Genomic DNA, 18,584 nt, shown 5'->3' with positions numbered 1-18,584 from the left:
AGATCTGATGTCCGCAGACGGCGCCACCGGCGCTGCACCTATGTTCCATGGAGGGCCCGAACCGCATGACAAGTTCAGCAGGGCATGTACACACCGGCGGTGACGACCCGAACAAGGTCGCGATGCTGGGTCTCACGTACGACGACGTCCTGCTCTTGCCGGCGGCGTCGAATGTCATCCCCGGCCAGGTCGACACGTCCAGCCAGCTGACCAGGGACATCCGGCTGCGGGTGCCGCTCGTCAGTTCCGCGATGGACACTGTCACCGAGGCACGGATGGCCATCGCCATGGCCCGCGCAGGCGGCATGGGCGTGCTGCACCGCAACCTGTCGGTCGAGGCGCAGGCCGGTCAGGTCGAGACGGTCAAGCGGTCCGAGGCCGGAATGGTCACCGACCCGGTCACCTGCAAGCCGTCCGACACGCTCGCCGAGGTCGACGCCAAGTGTGCCCGGTTCCGGATCTCCGGACTTCCGGTCACCGACGCGGCCGGGCAGCTCGTCGGCATCATCACCAACCGCGACATGCGTTTCGAGGTCGATCAGAACCGCGCCGTGTCCGAGGTCATGACGAAGGCGCCGCTGATCACCGCCCAGGAGGGTGTCACCGCCGAGGTGGCGCTGGGCTTGCTGCGCCGCCACAAGATCGAGAAGCTGCCGATCGTGGACGGGCAGGGCAAGCTCACCGGACTCATCACGGTCAAGGACTTCGTGAAGACCGAGCAGCACCCGGACGCCACCAAGGACCGTGACGGCCGGCTCCTGGTCGGTGCCGCCGTGGGTGTGGGCGACGAGGCGTGGAGCCGCGCAATGGCTCTCACCGACGCCGGGGTCGACGTTCTCGTCGTCGACAGTGCGCACGGTCACTCGGCCGGTGTGCTGGACATGATCTCGAAGCTCAAGGCCGAGGTCGACGAGCGTGTGCAGATCATCGGCGGCAACGTCGCCACCCGCAGCGGTGCGGCGGCCCTCATCGAGGCCGGTGTGGACGCGGTCAAGGTCGGTGTCGGTCCCGGTTCCATCTGCACCACCCGCGTCATCGCCGGTGTCGGCGCCCCGCAGATCACCGCGATCCTCGAAGCGGTCGCCGCGGCCAAGCCGCATGGTGTGCCGGTGATCGCCGACGGTGGACTGCAGTTCTCCGGCGACATCGCAAAGGCCCTCGCGGCAGGTGCGTCGACGGCGATGCTCGGTTCGCTGCTCGCAGGTACCGCGGAGTCCCCGGGTGAGCTGATCCTGGTGAACGGCAAGCAGTACAAGAGCTACCGCGGCATGGGTTCGCTCGGCGCGATGCAGAGCCGCGGGGCCGCGAAGTCGTATTCCAAGGACCGCTACTTCCAGGACGACGTGCTGTCCGAGGACAAGCTGGTCCCGGAGGGCATCGAGGGCCGGGTCGCGTTCCGCGGTCCGCTGTCCCAGGTCACACATCAGCTCACCGGTGGTCTGCGGGCCGCCATGGGTTACACGGGAGCGTCGTCGATCGAGGAACTGCAGAACGCGCAATTCGTGCAGATCACCGCTGCGGGTCTGAAGGAGAGTCACCCGCACGACATCACGATGACGGTCGAAGCTCCCAACTACACCGCTCGCTAGCAACCAGTCACGATTCACGAGAAAGGGGCGCGCGTGCGCGACCTCGTTGAGATCGGCATGGGCCGAACAGCCCGACGAACCTATGAGCTGGACGACATCGACATCGTCCCCTCCCGCCGGACCCGCTCCTCCAAGGAGGTGTCGACGTCCTGGCAGCTCGATGCGTACCGGTTCGACATTCCGGTGCTCGCGCATCCCACCGATGCGCTCGTGTCGCCGTCGTTCGCGATCGAACTCGGCAAGCGCGGTGGCCTCGGGGTCATCAACGGTGAGGGCCTGTGGGGCCGGCACGCGGACGTCGAGGCCAAGCTCGCCGAACTCGTTGCGCTGGCGGAGTCGGACGTGGACGTCGAGGCGCCGATCAAGAAGCTGCAGGAACTGCATGCGGCGCCGTTGCAGCCGGGTCTCCTGGCCGCCGCCGTGGCGCAGGTCCGCGACGCGGGTGTCACCACCGCCGTGCGGGTCAGTCCGCAGAACGCGCGGGCGCTGACCCCGCAGTTGCTGGAGGCGGGCATCGACCTGCTGGTGGTGCACGGCACGATCATCTCTGCAGAGCACGTCGTCCACGGCGACAGCGAGCCGCTGAACCTGAAGACGTTCATCTCGGAGTTGGACGTTCCGGTGGTGGCCGGTGGGGTGAGTGATCACCGCACCGCTCTGCATCTGATGCGCACGGGCGCGGCCGGGGTGATCGTCGGGTACGGCTCCACCGAGGGCGCCACGACCACCGGTGAGGTGCTGGGTATCGGTCTCCCGATGGCGACGGCGATCGCGGACGCCGCCGCGGCCCGCCGCGACTACCTCGACGAGACGGGTGGACGTTACGTCCACGTCATCGCGGACGGCGACATCACGTCTTCGGGCGACCTCGCGAAGGCGATCGCCTGTGGCGCGGACGCCGCAGTTCTGGGCGCGCCGCTGGCCGTTGCCGCGGAGGCTCCCGGCGGCGGCTGGTACTGGCCGTCGGCTGCCGCGCACCCGTCGGTCCCGCGCGGCACGATGCTGCCGGTCTCGTTCGGTGACCGCCCGTCGCTGGACCGGGTCCTGACCGGCCCGTCGGACGACCCGTTCGGTTCCCTGAACCTGGTCGGCGGACTGCGCCGCTCGATGGCGAAGGCCGGATACTCCGATTTGAAGGAATTCCAGAAGGTGGGCCTGACGGTTCGCGCCTGAGGCGAACGCCGCCACTGCTTCTCTCGTCGCCCGATGTCGCATCGGTGCAGTTCAACTGCGCTGATGAGGCATCGGGCGACGTGCGTTTGCGGGTATCGCGACCGTTCCTGATACCTCTCGTTACAGTTAAGGTAACCCTTGTGGCAGCTGTCACAACTGCCGGGTGCATACTGGCGAGTAATAAACTCAGGTTCGTTGGAGGTCGAGTGATGAGCAAGCAGCGCACAACGGATTACGACGTCCTCATCGTCGGTTCCGGATTCGGTGGCAGTGTCACCGCGCTCCGGTTGGTCGAGAAGGGGTACAAGGTCGGCATCCTCGAGGCGGGCCGTCGCTACGCCGACGCGGACTTCGCGAAGACCAGCTGGGATCTCAAGAAGTTCCTCTGGGCGCCCGCCCTCGGTTTCTTCGGCATCCAGCGCGTCCACCTGCTCCGCGACTGCCTCATCCTCGCCGGCGCCGGAGTCGGCGGCGGTTCACTCAACTACGCGAACACCCTCTACAAGCCGCCTGCCTCCTTCTTCCAGGACAAGCAGTGGTCGCACATCACCGACTGGCACGACGAGCTCACGCCGTACTACGAGCAGGCCCGCAAGATGCTCGGCGTCGTCCAGAATCCGCACATGACCCCCGCGGACGAGATCATCAAGTCGGTCGCCGAGGACATGGGTGTGGGCGACACGTTCATCCAGACCCCGGTCGGCGTGTTCTTCGGCGAAGCGGGCAAGACGGTGCCGGACCCGTACTTCGGCGGCGTCGGCCCCGACCGCACCGGATGCATCGAATGCGGCGAATGCATGACCGGATGCCGGCACGGCGCCAAGAACACCCTGCTCAAGAATTACTTGGGACTCGCGGAGAAGGCCGGCGCGGAGATCATCCCGATGACGACGGTCAGCGGACTGCGCGAGGCGTCCGACGGCACCTGGGACGTCTTCACCCGGCGCAGCGGGCCGCGGAAGAACCGGAACCGCAAGACGTACACCGCCGCGAACGTCGTCCTGGCCGCCGGCACGTGGGGCACTCAGCACCTGCTGTTCGACCAGAAGGAGTCGGGCGCGCTGCCCAAGATCTCCGACCGGCTGGGTGTGCTGACCCGCACCAACTCGGAATCGATCCTCGGCGCCGCCAAGAACAAGGTGGACCCGGCGCTCGAGCTCACGAAGGGCGTCGCCATCACGTCGTCGTTCCACCCGACGTCCGACACTCACGTGGAGCCGGTGCGCTACGGCAAGGGGTCGAACTCGATGGCCATGTTGCAGACGCTGCTGACCGACGGCGGCGGCAGGCGGTGGATGACGTTCCTCCGGGAACTCGCGAAGGACCCGACGGCACTGAAGGTCCTCACCCCGTACAAGTGGAGCGAGCGCACCATCATCGCGCTGGTGATGCAGAACCTCGACAACTCCATCACCACGTACACGAAGAAGGGCCTGTTCGGCCGGCGCAAGGTCACCAGCAAGCAGGGCCACGGTCAGCCGAACCCCAGCTGGATCCCGGCGGGCAACGAGGCGACCCGGCGGATCGCGGAGAAGATCGACGGTCGCGCAGGCGGCACCTGGGGCGATGTGTTCAACATCCCGCTCACCGCGCACTTCCTCGGCGGTTGCACGATCGCGGCGGAACCGTCGCACGGCGTCATCGACCCGTACCACCGGGTGTGGGGTTACCCGACGCTGAGCGTGGTCGACGGCTCGGCCGTGTCCGCGAACCTGGGCGTCAACCCGTCGCTGACGATCTCGGCGCAAGCAGAGCGCGCGGCATCGCTGTGGCCGAACAAGGGCGAAACGGACCTGCGTCCGGCGCAGGGGGAGGGCTACCGGCGGCTGAACCCGGTCGCGCCGATCAATCCGGTCGTCCCGGAAGGCGCGCCCGCCGCGCTGGTGCTGCCGATCGTCGAGATCCGAAACGGCTCGGTGCTGCCCGACACCCAGAAGCACGGCGTTGCATAGCACCCGCAAGGGCCGGGTCGTGGGGTCGCGCAGACCACAGAGCTGCGCCGATTAGACTGACCCGGTGGCAGATATCGAGCAACAGAGACCGGTCCTCGTCGTCGACTTCGGCGCGCAGTACGCGCAGCTGATCGCCCGGCGGGTGCGTGAGGCCAAGGTCTATTCCGAGGTGGTCCCGCACACCGCGACCGTCGAGGAGATCGCGGCCAAGAATCCGCTCGCCGTGGTGCTGTCCGGCGGGCCGTCGAGCGTCTACGCCGACGGGGCGCCCCAGCTCGATCCGGCCCTGTTCGATCTGGACGTCCCGGTGTTCGGCATCTGCTACGGATTCCAGGCCATGGCCGGTGCGCTGGGCGGGACGGTCGCCCACACCGGCACCCGCGAATACGGCCGCACCGACCTGAAGGTGCAGGGCGGTCTGCTGCACGAGGGGCTGCCGTCGAACCAGCCCGTGTGGATGAGCCACGGCGACGCCGTCACCGAGGCCCCCGAAGGTTTCACGGTGACGGCCACCAGCGAAGGCGCACCCGTCGCCGCATTCGAGGACCGGGCCCGCAGGCTCGCCGGTGTGCAGTACCACCCGGAGGTCCTGCACTCGCCGCACGGCCAGCAGGTGCTCAGCCGGTTCCTGCACGAGATCGCCGGCATTCCCCCCGCGTGGACGGCCGCGAACATCGCCGACGCCCTCGTCGAGCAGGTCCGCGAGCAGGTCGGCGACGGCAAGGCGATCTGCGGACTGTCGGGCGGTGTCGACTCCGCTGTCGCGGCGGCGCTCGTGCAGCGCGCGATCGGCGACAACCTGACGTGTGTGTTCGTCGACCACGGTCTGATGCGGGCCGGGGAGCGTGCGCAGGTCGAGCAGGATTTCGTCGCCGCCACCGGCGCCCGCCTCATCACGGTCGACGCCGCCGACACCTTCATCGGTGAACTGGCCGGGGTGTCCGACCCGGAGACCAAGCGCAAGATCATCGGCCGTGAGTTCATCCGCAGCTTCGAGGGTGCCGTCAGCGACGTGCTCGGCGAGAACGCCGCGCACGGCGACACGGTCGAATTCCTCGTGCAGGGCACGCTGTACCCGGACGTCGTGGAATCCGGCGGCGGTACCGGCACGGCCAACATCAAGAGCCACCACAACGTCGGCGGGCTGCCCGAAGACCTGCAGTTCACGCTCGTGGAACCGCTGCGCCTGCTGTTCAAGGACGAGGTCCGCGCGGTGGGCCGCGAGTTGGGTCTGCCCGAGGAGATCGTGGGACGCCAGCCGTTCCCCGGCCCCGGGCTCGGCATCCGCATCATCGGCGAGGTCACCCAGGAGCGGCTCGACCTGCTGCGTCACGCGGATTCCATTGCGCGCGAAGAGTTGACGGCCGCCGGGCTCGACGGCCAGATCTGGCAGTGCCCGGTGGTGCTGCTCGCCGACGTCCGCAGCGTCGGCGTGCAGGGCGACGGACGCACCTACGGGCACCCGATCGTGCTCCGCCCCGTGTCCAGCGAGGACGCGATGACCGCGGACTGGACGCGACTGCCCTACGACGTTCTCGAGCGGATCTCCACCCGGATCACCAACGAGGTTCACGACGTCAACCGGGTCGTGCTGGACATCACGAGCAAGCCGCCGGGCACCATCGAGTGGGAGTGACGCACTGTGCGCGGTGAGCGAGTCGCCTGACTCGCTCACCGCGCACGTGCGCGTCAGCGCCTATCGTCGCCGGTTGGGTGCGAACACGAGCACCACGCCGACCAGCACCGCGACCACCACGAACAGCCAGCGGAATTCGACGTTCGCGAGCGGCTCCAGCGAGAACGGCCCCGCGAGCGCCCATCCGCTCACCAGCAGTGCTGCCACGCCCGCGAGGAGCAGGAGCGGTGACGGGCGTTTTCTCGTCCGGGTCTGCTCGCCGTCCTGAGTGTCGTCGACGTCATCCACGGCGCACCTCCATACTTCCGAACCGGATATCTGCATTGAGGGTCAGGACGTGACCGTCCGTGCCGTCGGCACCGCCGTCGAGACCGTCGGGGAGGCACTGCGCGTCGCCGAACTGTGCGGTGCAGTGGTTCTCGACGTTCATGCCGGGCGGCAGGAGCACCACGACCTCACCGAACTGGCCGCTGACGTCGACCGTCTTGTCCTCGGTGAGCGTGACGTTCCGGAGGTCGAGCGTGAAACTGCCGAACCCACCGGAGTAGGCGGGGTCGATGTCGGCCGCCGTCAGGGGCACCCAGGTCCGGTCGCCCATGTTCTCGCTGTTCAGGTCGAGTGACCCGACGAGCGAGGCGAGGATCACGAAACCGGCCAGGGGGCCTGCGACGACGAGAAGCCCGTAGCCCTTGCGCAGGAAGCCGCCGATCAGCAGCCCCACTCCGATGACGGCGAGCGCGACCGCGCCGATCCGACCGGGGTTGAGCCAGTCGGATCCGGTGGCGACCGCCAGCGCCGTCGCCGCCGCGGCCGCGAGGATGGCCAGTCCGATCACCATGGTGGTCAGGCGGGAATGCGTGCGCTCCGGTTGCACTGCGGGAGTGGTGGTCCTGGCCGGCTCGGGCAGGTCCCACGCGAACGGCGCGACACCGAGCGGGTCCCATGCCGGAGGCCGCGGCTCGAGCGGTGCGAACGGCGCCGACGGTGTGTCGACCCGCGGGCCGGCGGTCGGGGACTTCTCGAACGACACCGGATCGGTCTGGGCGGCAGGGGTTTCGGATTGCAGTGCCTCGGTCGGGGCCTCGCCGGTCGCGTCCGCCGGCGGCCCAGTCGTGGGAGGTGCGCTCGGCGTGTAGGAGTCGGGAAGCTTCGTGTACGGACCGTACGCCCCCGAACCGTACGTGCCCGGGCCGAACGGGTTGGCGCCGAACTGTCCGGGCGAGAAACTCGTCCCGGGATAGCCGGTGCCGACACCGGGGGCGACGGCTCCGACAGGCGACGGCGGGGGGATCGGCTGCCGCTGGTACAGCAGCCACAGGCCGCCGAGCATCAGCGCCATGCTGATCAGCCCGGAACCGCCGAGGCCGACTCCGAAGGGGCCGACGGTGCTCACCACGATCGCCAGTGCGACGAGAAGGACCACGGTCTTGGTGCCCGAGTCGGAACTGTGACCGCGTCCCATCAGCGACTCCGCGGGGGAGGCCGGGTCGCCCGACTTCGTGAGGGCGAGCCAGCACGCCAGGTAGAGGAGCACACCGGCGCCGCCGAAAATGGTGGACACGACGAACGCGACTCGTATCAGTACGGGATCGACGCCGTAGCGGTAGCCGATTCCCGCACAGACACCGGCGACGTGGCCACGGCCGGGCAACCGCACCGGTCGGGTCCGCCACAGATCCTGTATCTGCTCTTGGAAGCTCCCATTGCTCATACGACCATCGTTCCGGTCGCCGCATCGCCCGTACATCGGGAAGTACCCTGATCTTTCCGGTCGGGGTGGGCCGGAACGCGGCCCGAAGTCAGGGTCGGACCCTGATGCCGCGGCCCCGGGATCGTGCCAGTATCGAAAGTGTGCAACCTGTGAACACGTCCGCGGGCGGCGCCCAGTACGCGGGCGCCGTGACCGCGCCGGTACCGCCCGGCGGTCTCCCCATGCCGCGGCTCGAACGCCGGACCGGTGGCCGCATCGTCGGCGGCGTCGCAGGTGGTATCGCCGACCAGCTGGGTGTCGACGTGATGAAGGTGCGGGTCGCGTTCGCCTGTCTCGCCGCGCTCGCCGGCGCGGGCATCGTCGGCTACGGGCTGTTGTGGATCTTCACGGCCGCGGGTTCGGACACCGAGAAGCCCAGTGCGTCCGAGCGGCGCAGAGCGTACGGGCTGATCGCGATCGGCCTGGCCGGGGCGTCTGCGTTGTCGTGGTTGTTCAGCGGCCGGGTCGGTTCGGTGATCGCACCGATCATCGTGGTGGCGGTCGGCGCGGCCCTCGTGTGGCGCGAATTCGATTCGGAGGGGCCGCGCACCGTCATCGGGTTGCCGCAGCGCCCCACCGTCCTCACCTGGGCGCGGGTCCTCGGCGGCGTGACGCTCATCGTGTCCGGTCTCGGTGTGGTGATCCTCGCGCAGGTCGACTTCGCCGCGCTGCGTTCGTCGTTGCTGGCGGTCGTGGTCACCCTGGTCGGCGCCGGACTGCTGACCGTGCCCCTGTGGCTGCGGCTGTGGCGGGCGCTGGGGGCGGAGCGTGCCGCCCGGATCCGCAACGAGGAGCGTGAGGAGATCGCGTCGCACCTGCACGACTCCGTCCTGCAGACCCTGGCGCTGATCCAGAAACAGGCCGACCATCCGCAGGAGGTCGCGCGGCTCGCGCGGGGGCAGGAACGGGAACTGCGCAAGTGGTTGTTCGGTGGGGGAGACACCGACCATTCGAGCCTGGCGGAGGCGTTGCGCATCATCGCGGGCGAGGTCGAGGACCACCACGGCGTCACCGTGCGGCCGGTGACGGTCGGCGACGTGGCGCTCGACGTCGACGGCACCGGCGAGGGGCTGTCGAAGGAGAGTTTCACGGCGGTGCTCGGCGCGACGCGCGAAGCTCTGGTCAACGCCGCCAAGCATTCCGGGGAGACCGACATCAACCTGTTCGCCGAGGCCGAGCGCGAGCAGGTCAGTGTGTTCGTCCGCGACCGCGGCGTCGGATTCGACGTCGACGAGGTGTCCCCGGACCGGCAGGGGCTGGCGAAGTCGATTCGCGGGCGGATCGAACGGCGAGGCGGGCACGTCGACGTGCGGTCCGCGCCCGGCAAGGGCACCGAGGTGCGAATCCACATGCCGCGGAACGGCCGGGCGCGCGCGGGAGCGGGGACCGCCGAGAGCGCGGACACCGGGGTCGAGGACGTGCCGTTCAGTCAGGGCGCGTGAGCACGTGAATCGTGCGACACGCTCTACAGTGGGGTGACACTACCGCCCACGCCGAGGAACAGCCGCAGTGACTTTGCCTGAAACACCCCCGTACCGTGTCTTTCTCGTCGACGATCATGCCGTGTTCCGCTCCGGTGTCCGCGCCGAGCTGGGCAGGGAAGCGGACATGGAGGTGGTCGGCGAGGCGGGCGGTGTCGCGGAGGCGGTGTCCGGGATCAACGCCACCTCGCCGCACGTCGTACTGCTCGACGTCCACATGCCCGACGGCGGCGGTGTCGCCGTGCTGCGGGGCATCGAGTCGGGTCCGGTGTGCCTGGCGCTGAGTGTGTCCGACGCCGCCGAGGACGTGATCGCCGTGATTCGCGCGGGCGCCCGCGGGTACGTCACCAAGACGATCTCGGGCGCCGAGCTGGCCGACGGCGTACGCCGGGTGGCCGGCGGTGACGCCGTGTTCAGTCCGCGGCTCGCAGGTTTCGTCCTGGACTCCTTCACCGGACGGTCCAATGCTCCTGAGCCGCAGCTGGATCCGGAGCTGGATTCGCTGACACCGCGGGAGCTGGAAGTGCTGCGTCTGCTCGCCCGCGGTTACACGTACCGCGAGATCGCCGAGGAACTGGTGATCTCGGTGAAGACGGTCGAAACGCATGCGTCGAACGTGCTGCGGAAGACGCAGCAGTCCAACCGGAATGCGCTCACGAGGTGGGCGCACCGCAGGCGCATCGACTGACGTTCCCCGGGGTCAGGGCTGCGCGAGCAGGACGATCACGGCCACGAGCACGGCCAGGATCAGGATCGCGACCATGACACCCATGGCGATCGGCGCCCACGCGACCACCTGGTCGCGGACCGTGGGAGCCGGTGAACCCGGAGCGGGTTTCGCCGGGCGCGGAGGCCACTGCAACCGGCCGAGCGGACGCGGCACGTTCTTCAACGGCGTGCTCTGATGGACGGCGGGCAGCCCGGCCTGCGTGGAACCGACCAGTTTGCCGCGGCGCCGTGAGTCGGGCAACGGTGTCGAACGGTGAGCCCACGCCGGGATGGTGCCGTCCGCGGAATAGACGGGCGAGCCGACGAGGTGCGCGACGTTGCCGTCCCCGGCCATGGCCACCCGGGCCAGGGCGTCGCGGGCCTCGGCCATCGTCGGGCGACGCGCCGGGTCGGGTTCGAGAAGGTGCAGCAGCGTGTCGGTGAGCGGTCCGGCCTTGCTCGGACGGTAGATCTCGGCCTTCGCGACCCGGTGCAGGAGTGCGATGGAATCGGAGTCGATCCCGAACGGCGGCTGTCCTTCGACGACGGTGTACAGCGTGGACCCGAGCGAGAAGACGTCGCTGGCCTCGGTGGGGTCCTGACCGCGGGCGACCTCGGGGGAGAAGTACGCCGGCGTGCCGGTGATGACCCCGTTCGCGGTGTCCGCGGAATCGCCCTTGGCCCGGGCGATACCGAAGTCGCTGATCTTGACGGTGCCGAGTTCCCGGCCGCGGTCGGCGACGAGGATGTTGCCCGGCTTGATGTCCCGGTGCACGATCCCCGCGGCGTGGGCGGCGGTGAGCGCGTCGGCCACCTGCGCGCCGATCTGGGCGACCTCGAGCGGGGGCAGGGTGTCGGCGATGTTCATCGCCTGGGCGAGGCTGCGGGACGGCAGGTACTCCATCACCAGCCAGGGCTCCCCGGCCTCGAGCGCCACGTCGTACATCGCGATGGAATGCCGGTGCGCGAGTTTGGCGGCGTTGCGGCCTTCCCGCATGGTGCGGTCGCGGACCCGGCGGGCCTCGTCGGGGTCGAGTCCGGCCGTCGTGGTGACCTGTTTGATGGCGACGTCGCGGTGCAGCAGGGTGTCCCGTGCGAGCCAGACCGCGCCCATTCCGCCGCCGCCCAGTTTGGACCGCAGGCGGTACCTTCCGGCCACCAGGTATTCGGGTCCGATGCCCCTTTCGCTCTGCTCCTGCTCCATCACGCGTTCAGGTTAGAGGATTGTGCGGACACGGGACGCGCGGCCGTCCTGACCTGGTCGTTCTGGGTCCACTTGACGGGCATTCGCGGACCGGCTTTACTGGAAACGGGTTCGAAAATACGTTCGAACAAAGCGTCTGTTCGAGCCGCGTCTTCCCCGTGGTTGCCGACCGCTGTTGGTGTCGAGTGTCAGGGGTGTCGAGTTGGCTGAAGTGGCCGGCGAGCCGGGGTTTCCGGTGCCGGGGTCTCCCGAGTTGTCCGGGCTGTCCCGGCAGGAGCGTCTGGACTACCTCCGGCGGCGGATGGCCGCTGTTCCCGCGCGCGGTGAATCGGTGGCGGGCCGGGCCGCGGTGGACGGCGGGTTTCCTGCGACGGGCACGTCCACGGCTCCCGATTCCCATGCCGCCGGGGTGCTTCCGGTTCCGGCTGCGCTGGCCGGCCTCCTTCCCCGGGGCGGGCTGGTGCGCGGTTCGGTGGTGTCGGTGTCGGGTGCCACCTCGCTCCTGCTGGGGTTGGTCGCATCCGTGACCGCGGGGGGCGGTCACGTCGCGGTGATCGGGCATCCCCGGCTCGGGGTGCTGGCCGCGGTCGAGATGGGCGCGCAGCTGGAACGGCTGGCCCTGATCCCGGACCCGGGCGCCGATCCGGTGGAGATCGCCGCGGTGCTGCTGGACGGAATGGATCTGGTGGTGCTCGGGCTGGGAGGGGCGTCGGTGGCGCCGTCCCGGGCGCGTGCGGTGGTGGCCCGCGCCCGGAGCAAGGGGGCGACCCTGGTCGTCACGGACGGGCACTGGGACGGCGCGGAGATGCGGCTGGAGGCGCGGGTGCACGGTTATGCCGGGCTGGGCAACGGATCTCAGGACCGGGGCTGCGGGCGGTTGCGGTCCCTCAGCCTGGCGGTGTGCGCCCGGGGGCGGTCGTTCCAGCCGCGCACCACCCGGCTGGACGTGCGGTCGGCGCAGGGCCGGGTGGAATGGGTGGGCGCCCCGGAACCGGTGGTGCCTCTCGGAAACGTCCCCTTCCCCGAGCCGGTGGAGGTGGTGGGCCTGTGAGCCGGGTGCTGGCGTTGTGGTGCCCCGACTGGCCCGCGGTCGCGGCGGCCGCCGCCGCGGATCTCCCGCCCACCCATCCGGTGGCGGTGACGTCGGGCAACCGGGTGATCGCCTGTTCGGCACCGGCCCGCGCGGACGGGGTGCGGCGGGGTCTGCGCCGCCGCGAGTCCCAGGCCCGGTGCCCCCGGTTGCACGTGGTGGCAGCCGATCCCGACCGCGACGCGCGGCTGTTCGAGCCGGTCGCCTCCGCCGTCGACGCGGTGGCGCCCGGCGTCGAGGTGTTGCGGCCCGGTCTCGTGGTGCTGTCCGCTCGCGGCGTCGCCCGGTATTTCGGTTCGGAGGAAGCCGCCGCGGAACGGCTGGTGGATCAGGTGTCGGCGGTGGGGGTGGAGTGCCAGGTCGGTATCGCCGATCAGCTGTCGACGGCCGTGATCGCCGCGCGCAGAGCAACTCTCGTGCCACCCGGTGAGGGGGCGGTCTTCCTGGCGCCGCTCCCGATGCGGGAACTGGCCGCGGAGCCGAGCCTCGCGGCGCCGCACCGCGGGGAGCTGGTCGATCTGCTGCACCGGCTCGGGTTGCGCACGATCGGCAGTTTCGCCGCACTGTCGGCGGGCGATGTGGCGTCGCGGTTCGGAACCGATGCGGTGCTGGCGCACCGGGCCGCGCGGGGTGAGCCGGAGCGTCCGCCGTCGGGGCGGTCGCTGCCCCCGGACCTGGAGGTCGAGGAACGGTGCGATCCCGTCATCGAACGGGTCGACGCCGCCGCCTTCGCGGGACGGGCATTGGCGGAGAAGCTTCATCGCACGCTGTCGGACGCCGCGGTGGCCTGCACCCGGCTGTCGATCTCGGCGAGCACCGGCAACGGTGAACAACTGTCCCGGATCTGGAGGTGCGCGGAACCGCTGACACCCGAGGCGACAGCGGACCGGGTGCGGTGGCAGCTGGACGGGTGGCTCACCGGACGCAGCGAGAAGCGGCCCACCGCCGGTATCGCCGTCCTGCGGCTCGAGCCGGTGGAGGTGGTGGCGGCAGGCGCCCTGCAGCTGGGGTTGTGGGGTGGAGTCGGCGATCAGGACGAACGGGCCCGGCGGGCTCTGGTGCGGGTGCAGGGCCTGCTCGGCGGGGAAGCCGTGCAGGTGGGGGTCCTCAGCGGCGGGCGGGGCCCGGCGGAGCGCATCACGTTGCTGCCGTTGGGTGACGAGTTGATTCCTCGCAACGACCCGTCGGAGCCGTGGCCGGGCACGTTGCCGGAACCGGCGCCCGCCGCGGTGCTGACCGCCTATCCGGAGGTGTGGATGTCGGACGATCGGGGTACGGCTGTGACGGTCACGGAACGTGGTGTGTTCAGTGCACCCCCCGCGCGGCTGCGGTGGGGGAGCAGAGAGTGGGCGGTGTGCGGATGGGCCGGACCGTGGCCGGTGGACGAGCGGTGGTGGGACCCTCCGGCGGCGCGGACGGCGGCCAGGGCCCAGGTGCTGCTGGAGGAGTCGCGGGCGCTGCTGGTGATCTGCACGGCAGGCCGCTGGTCGGTGGAGGGAATCTATGAGTGACGGACCCCGCGTGGGGCGGGCGGCGTAACCCGCGCACCGGCATCGCTTGCGGACCGGCCGTCCGAAATGCTTTGCTGTGCAGAGGGTCGCGTGCCGGTGGCGGACAGCGTCAGGCATGGAGGCCGGCCACAGCCGCATCGTCGGCTCGTGGCATACCTCGAAAGGGTCGACTGTGACCATTTCTTTCAACCACACTATCGTCGCCGCCAAGGACAAGCAGGCGTCGGCGACGTTCTTCACCACGCTGTTCGGGCTGCCGGACGCCGTGCCCGCCGGACATTTCCTGGCGGTCGCCCTCGACAACGGGGTGTCCCTCGACTTCGCGGAACCGCCGATCGAATTCCAGCCGCAGCATTACGCATTCCTCGTCGGGGAGGACGACTTCGACCGGATCTACGGCCTGATCGTCGAGTGGGGTCTCGACCACTGGGCGGATCCGCGGCAGACGCTGCCGGGCACCATCAACACCAACGACGGCGGCCGGGGCGTCTACTTCCTCGACCCGTCCGGCCACTACCTGGAGATCATCACCCGCCCGTACGGGTCGGGCCGGTAGTCCGCGGCCGGGGTGCCGGTGCTCGCTAGTCTGGATTGTCGTGGACACGAGCAGGACTACCCCGACGCGCACCGGCATCGAGATCGCCTACCGGGACAGCGGCGAGCCGTCGGTGCCGGCGGACGTCCCTCCCGTGCCGGTGGTGCTGGTGCACGGGATGGGCGGTGACGGCGGCACCTGGGACCGTTTCGCCCGCGCACTCGTCGCGCAGGGGAGACGCGTCCTCGTCCCGGATCTGCGGGGGCACGGTCGCAGTGCCCGAGCCGGGTCGTATCTGTTCGAGGAGTTCGGCGCCGACGTGGTGGAGGTGTGCGACAACCTGGGGCTGACGAGGGTGGACCTCGTGGGGCACTCGCTCGGCGGTCATGCCGCGTCGCTCGCGGCGCAGGCCCGGCCGGGGCTGGTCCGCCGGCTGGTGATCGAGGAGGCCCCGCTCCCGTTGCGTCCCGGTGACCCGGAACAGGTGTTCGCGAACCGGTTGCCGTCGCTGCCGGAACTGTGGCACGCGACGACGAGCGTCATCCGGCATCCGCGGGCGGTGTTCGCCTTCGACCGGTCGATGACGGGCTCCGCGATCGAGCAGTTCCGCCGCCCGGATCCGTTGTGGTGGGACCGATTGCCGGACATCGAGGCCGATACGCTCATCCTGCGCGGCGGACCGGGCGGGATGGTCGACCCGCGCAAGCTCGACTCCGCGGTCGCGGCGATACCGAGGTGCCGGGTGGTGGTGTTTCCCGGCGGGCACAGCATTCACCGCGACCGGTACGACGAGTTCGCGGCGGAGGTCCTGCCGTTTCTCATGCAGCCTCAGGCGAGCTGACAAAAAGTCTGAAAATGTAAACCGCGGCGGCCGCGACAGGACTAGCGTGGAAGCGGAAAGAGGGGGCTCGGAACGAGGAAGAAGGACCCACGATGTCGACACTCACGCCCGGACGTCCTTACACGCCCGGCAGGCAAGGGTTCAGCTCACTTCGCGACGGGGGACTCAACTGGGACGCGTTCCCGTTGCGGCTGTTCACGAAGGGCAATGCCAAGTTCTGGAACCCCACGGACCTCGACTTCAGCCGGGACGCGGAGGACTGGGAGGGGCTGAACTCGGAGCAGCAGCGCAACTCCACGTATCTGGTCGCACAGTTCATCGCCGGTGAGGAAGCGGTCACCGAGGACATCCAGCCGTTCATGAAGGCGATGGCCGCCGAGGGGCGCTTCGGCGACGAGATGTACCTCACGCAGTTCTGTTTCGAGGAGGCCAAGCACACCCAGGTGTTCCGGTTGTGGATGGACGCGGTGGGCCTGACCCGGGACCTGCACCCGTTCGTCGCCGACAACCCGTTCTACCGGCAGTTGTTCTACGAGGAGTTGCCGGGATCGCTGAAGGTCCTCGAGACCGATCCCAGCCCGGCCAATCAGGTGCGGGCCAGCGTCACCTACAACCACGTCATCGAGGGCAGCCTCGCGCTCACCGGGTACTACGCGTGGCAGAAGGTGTGCACGACGCGCGGAATCCTGCCGGGAATGCAGGAACTGGTCCGCAGGATCGGCGACGACGAACGACGCCACATGGCGTGGGGGACGTTCACGTGCCGCAGGCACGTCGCCGCCGACGACGGCAACTGGGGCGTGGTCCAGGAGCGGATGGCGGAGCTGATGCCGTTGGCACTGGGCATGATCGACTGGGTCAACAAGCAATTCGAGGTCCAGCCGTACGGGCTCGACCCGCAGGAGTTCATCGCGTACGCCGCGGACCGGGCGCAGCGCCGGCTGGGGGCGATCGAATCCGCGCGTGGACGCCCGGTCGAGGAGATCGACCTGGACTACTCGCCCGAGGCGCTGGAGGAGAAGTTCGGCGAGGAGGACGCCGAGGCGATGTCCGAGGCCGCGGGCTGAGGCGCACCCGGCGGTGGCAATGGCAGGATCTGCTCATGGCGCTCACCGCACTCGACCGCAGACTCCTCGGCTGGTCCGCAGCATTCGTGATCTCGCAGGCGAACATCATCCGCCTGCTCGGTCCCGTGGCACCCCGGCTCGCCGAGATCCAGACGGCCCGCTCCGCCCGGGACTACACGGCGATCCTCGACGGCATGACCGACTCCGACACGGCGCGCTACCGCAGCCACTACTACCCGGACTTCGTCCACCCGCTGATCTACGCCGTCGCGCTGCGCACGGGCGCCCGGCGGCTGGCGGAACTGACCCCGCTGTCACCGAGAACGCAGAGGGTGCTGGCGGCGGCGCCGGTGATCTCGGCGGCGGGCGACTACGCCGAGAACGTCGTCGGACTGCATCTGTTGTCGCACCGTGAGCACATCACCGACGCGGTCGTCCGGACCACCAGCGCGGTCAGCGTCACCAAGTGGGTGCTGGCGCTCGGAGCGCTCGGGTACCTGTCCCAGGGATTCGTGAGGGTCTGGGCGGGAAAGCTGTTCTCCCGCTAGATTCAGGCGCATGGGTGCTGCCGAGCTGAGCGTCGAGTACTTCACCGGTCAGGCCGAGTTCCGGGAGTGGCTCGCCGCTCATCACGCCTCCTCGCCCGGTATCTGGCTGAAGATGGCGAAGAAGGGGTCGGCGCATTCGTCGATCGACTACGACCGGGCGCTGGAGGTCGCGCTGTGCTACGGCTGGATCGACAGCCAGGTGCGCCGCGTCGACGACGACTTCTTCGTGCAACGGTTCACCCCACGCTCGGCACGGAGTCCGTGGTCGAAGCGGAACCGGGAGTTCGCGGAGAAACTCGCCGAGGGCGGTCTCCTCGAGCCCGCGGGCGTGGCGGAGGTCGAGCGGGCCCGGGCGGACGGCCGCTGGGACCGCGCGTACGCGGGACAGAAGGGGGCGGAGATACCGCAGGACTTCCTGGACGCCCTCGCGCGGAATCCCGAGGCCGAGGCGTTCTACGCGACACTCGACAGCCACAACCGGTACGCCGTCTACTACCGCCTGCAGGACGCCAAACGCCCGGAGACGCGTGCCCGCCGCATCGAGAAGTTCGTCCAGCAGCTGGCGGATCGCAGGAAGTTCCACGACTGACCGATTTCCGCGACTGACACAATGGCACCGTGCCTGACACGATCACCGCCACCTGCTCCGCATTGTCCGCGACCGACGAACCCCTCGCGGGCACCGCTGCGCACGTCAGGGGCTGGGTGTGCGTGGAATTCCCCGGAGCGTGGGGCCGGGACGTGCTCGACGGCACGGCGCTGGGACCGGACCTGGCCCGCGAGCTCGACGCCCGCGCCGACGCCGCCGGGGTGCGGATCATGTTCATCCGGAGGCCCGGCCGCGGCACCGCGTCACCGGATCGGCGAACGGTGCTGCTGGCGCAGTCGCACCCCGCGCGGTCGTGGTGCGAGCGGCTCGAGATCGGCTACGCGGAAGACCTGCTCGATCTGGACCTCGGTCTGGTCGCGGGGCCCGCACCCGGTCTGGGCGCGCCGGTGACGGACCCCGTCGCCCTGGTGTGCGCGCACGGGAAGAGGGACCAGTGCTGCGCCGTGCTCGGGCGGCCGGTCGCGGCCGGGCTGGCCGCGGAGTTCGGCGACGCGGTTTGGGAGTGCTCGCACACGGGCGGGCATCGGTTCGCGCCGTCGCTGATCCTGCTGCCGACGGGCTACACGTACGGCCGGCTGTCGGCGCAGGAGAGTGTCGACGCGGTCCGCGCCGCCGCCCGGGGCGAGGTGTACCGGAGCGGGCTACGCGGCCGCAGTTGCTGGGACACCCCGGGGCAGGTGGCGGAACTCGCCGTCCGCGATCTGGTGGACGCCGCCGCGGACGAGCTGACGGTGGACGCGAATTCGGTTGTCACCCACCGCGACGGGCGTCGGTGGGTCGTCGACCTCGAGCAGCGGGAACTGCCGCCGCGGCCGGCGAGTTGCGGGGCGGCGCCGAAGCCGGTGCGACCCGTGGTCGCCACCGGAGTCCGCGCCCTCGCCCCCTGAGA

Annotated in this window: 17 protein-coding genes; 14 read left to right on the top strand and 3 right to left on the bottom strand. The window is 69.8% G+C overall.

The window, feature by feature from the left end; all coding sequences use genetic code 11:
- The first annotated feature begins 65 nt into the window (after window positions 1-65).
- The 4 genes from guaB (at window position 66) to guaA (ending at window position 6,350) form a co-directional block, all read left to right on the top strand.
- Window positions 66-1,589 (top strand): IMP dehydrogenase, encoded by a 1,524-nt coding sequence (gene guaB, locus JWS13_RS10200; RefSeq protein ID WP_005239781.1) that lies wholly within the window; start codon window positions 66-68, stop codon window positions 1,587-1,589.
- Window positions 1,590-1,622: 33 nt separating this feature from the next.
- Window positions 1,623-2,762 (top strand): GuaB3 family IMP dehydrogenase-related protein, encoded by a 1,140-nt coding sequence (locus tag JWS13_RS10195; RefSeq protein WP_087558425.1) that lies wholly within the window; start codon window positions 1,623-1,625, stop codon window positions 2,760-2,762.
- Window positions 2,763-2,971: 209 nt separating this feature from the next.
- Window positions 2,972-4,714, top strand: a complete 1,743-nt coding sequence (locus JWS13_RS10190) for a GMC family oxidoreductase N-terminal domain-containing protein (protein WP_206005483.1) — start codon at window positions 2,972-2,974, stop codon at window positions 4,712-4,714.
- Between the two features lie 64 nt (window positions 4,715-4,778).
- The gene (guaA, locus tag JWS13_RS10185; RefSeq protein WP_124394607.1) at window positions 4,779-6,350 is read left to right on the top strand and encodes a glutamine-hydrolyzing GMP synthase; all 1,572 of its coding nucleotides are present in this window, start codon (window positions 4,779-4,781) and stop codon (window positions 6,348-6,350) included.
- A 60-nt stretch (window positions 6,351-6,410) separates the two neighbouring features.
- Here the strand turns inward: guaA and JWS13_RS10180 are convergent, their stop codons facing one another.
- The gene (locus JWS13_RS10180; protein WP_072945785.1) at window positions 6,411-6,638 is read right to left on the bottom strand and encodes a hypothetical protein; all 228 of its coding nucleotides are present in this window, start codon (window positions 6,636-6,638) and stop codon (window positions 6,411-6,413) included.
- A complete protein-coding gene (locus tag JWS13_RS10175) occupies window positions 6,631-8,097 on the bottom strand; it encodes a PspC domain-containing protein (RefSeq protein WP_206005482.1) in 1,467 nt (488 codons plus the stop codon). Before JWS13_RS10175 ends, JWS13_RS10180 begins: the two co-directional genes overlap by 8 nt.
- A 68-nt stretch (window positions 8,098-8,165) precedes the next feature.
- Here JWS13_RS10175 and JWS13_RS10170 point away from each other — a divergent pair, with 68 nt between their 5' ends.
- Together JWS13_RS10170 and JWS13_RS10165 are read left to right on the top strand one after the other, a co-directional pair.
- Window positions 8,166-9,542: an ATP-binding protein gene (locus tag JWS13_RS10170; RefSeq protein WP_206005481.1), complete on the top strand. Its 1,377-nt coding sequence runs from the start codon at window positions 8,166-8,168 to the stop codon at window positions 9,540-9,542.
- Window positions 9,543-9,609: 67 nt separating this feature from the next.
- Window positions 9,610-10,269 carry a response regulator gene (locus JWS13_RS10165; protein WP_015889975.1) on the top strand — a complete coding sequence of 220 codons (660 nt, stop codon included), beginning with the start codon at window positions 9,610-9,612 and terminating at the stop codon, window positions 10,267-10,269.
- A 12-nt stretch (window positions 10,270-10,281) separates the two neighbouring features.
- Here the strand turns inward: JWS13_RS10165 and JWS13_RS10160 are convergent, their stop codons facing one another.
- Window positions 10,282-11,493 carry a serine/threonine-protein kinase gene (locus JWS13_RS10160; protein ID WP_072945797.1) on the bottom strand — a complete coding sequence of 404 codons (1,212 nt, stop codon included), beginning with the start codon at window positions 11,491-11,493 and terminating at the stop codon, window positions 10,282-10,284.
- Window positions 11,494-11,704: 211 nt separating this feature from the next.
- Here JWS13_RS10160 and JWS13_RS10155 point away from each other — a divergent pair, with 211 nt between their 5' ends.
- From JWS13_RS10155 to JWS13_RS10120, 8 genes are all read left to right on the top strand, one after another.
- Window positions 11,705-12,544, top strand: a complete 840-nt coding sequence (locus JWS13_RS10155; RefSeq protein WP_206011561.1) for a hypothetical protein — start codon at window positions 11,705-11,707, stop codon at window positions 12,542-12,544.
- Window positions 12,541-14,094 carry a DNA polymerase Y family protein gene (locus tag JWS13_RS10150; RefSeq protein WP_206005480.1) on the top strand — a complete coding sequence of 518 codons (1,554 nt, stop codon included), beginning with the start codon at window positions 12,541-12,543 and terminating at the stop codon, window positions 14,092-14,094. The genes JWS13_RS10155 and JWS13_RS10150 overlap by 4 nt, the downstream gene beginning before the upstream one ends.
- Before the next feature lie 172 nt (window positions 14,095-14,266).
- Window positions 14,267-14,650 (top strand): VOC family protein, encoded by a 384-nt coding sequence (locus tag JWS13_RS10145; RefSeq protein ID WP_206005479.1) that lies wholly within the window; start codon window positions 14,267-14,269, stop codon window positions 14,648-14,650.
- A gap of 40 nt (window positions 14,651-14,690) precedes the next feature.
- Window positions 14,691-15,470, top strand: coding sequence for an alpha/beta fold hydrolase (locus JWS13_RS10140; RefSeq protein WP_206005478.1), 780 nt, complete (start codon window positions 14,691-14,693; stop codon window positions 15,468-15,470).
- A 92-nt stretch (window positions 15,471-15,562) separates the two neighbouring features.
- Entirely contained in the window at window positions 15,563-16,537 is a 975-nt protein-coding gene (locus JWS13_RS10135; protein WP_206005477.1) for a R2-like ligand-binding oxidase, read from the top strand.
- A 35-nt stretch (window positions 16,538-16,572) separates the two neighbouring features.
- Window positions 16,573-17,085 (top strand): hypothetical protein, encoded by a 513-nt coding sequence (locus tag JWS13_RS10130; RefSeq protein ID WP_206005476.1) that lies wholly within the window; start codon window positions 16,573-16,575, stop codon window positions 17,083-17,085.
- Between the two features lie 10 nt (window positions 17,086-17,095).
- Window positions 17,096-17,674, top strand: coding sequence for a YdeI/OmpD-associated family protein (locus tag JWS13_RS10125; protein ID WP_206005475.1), 579 nt, complete (start codon window positions 17,096-17,098; stop codon window positions 17,672-17,674).
- A gap of 29 nt (window positions 17,675-17,703) precedes the next feature.
- Window positions 17,704-18,582 carry a sucrase ferredoxin gene (locus JWS13_RS10120; RefSeq protein WP_206005474.1) on the top strand — a complete coding sequence of 293 codons (879 nt, stop codon included), beginning with the start codon at window positions 17,704-17,706 and terminating at the stop codon, window positions 18,580-18,582.
- The last annotated feature ends 2 nt before the right edge of the window (window positions 18,583-18,584 follow it).

It is taken from the genome of Rhodococcus pseudokoreensis (assembly GCF_017068395.1).
GTDB lineage: Bacteria > Actinomycetota > Actinomycetes > Mycobacteriales > Mycobacteriaceae > Rhodococcus_F > Rhodococcus_F pseudokoreensis.
Note: the sequence above shows the minus strand (reverse complement) of the source record. Positions and strands in the feature narration are given on the sequence as shown.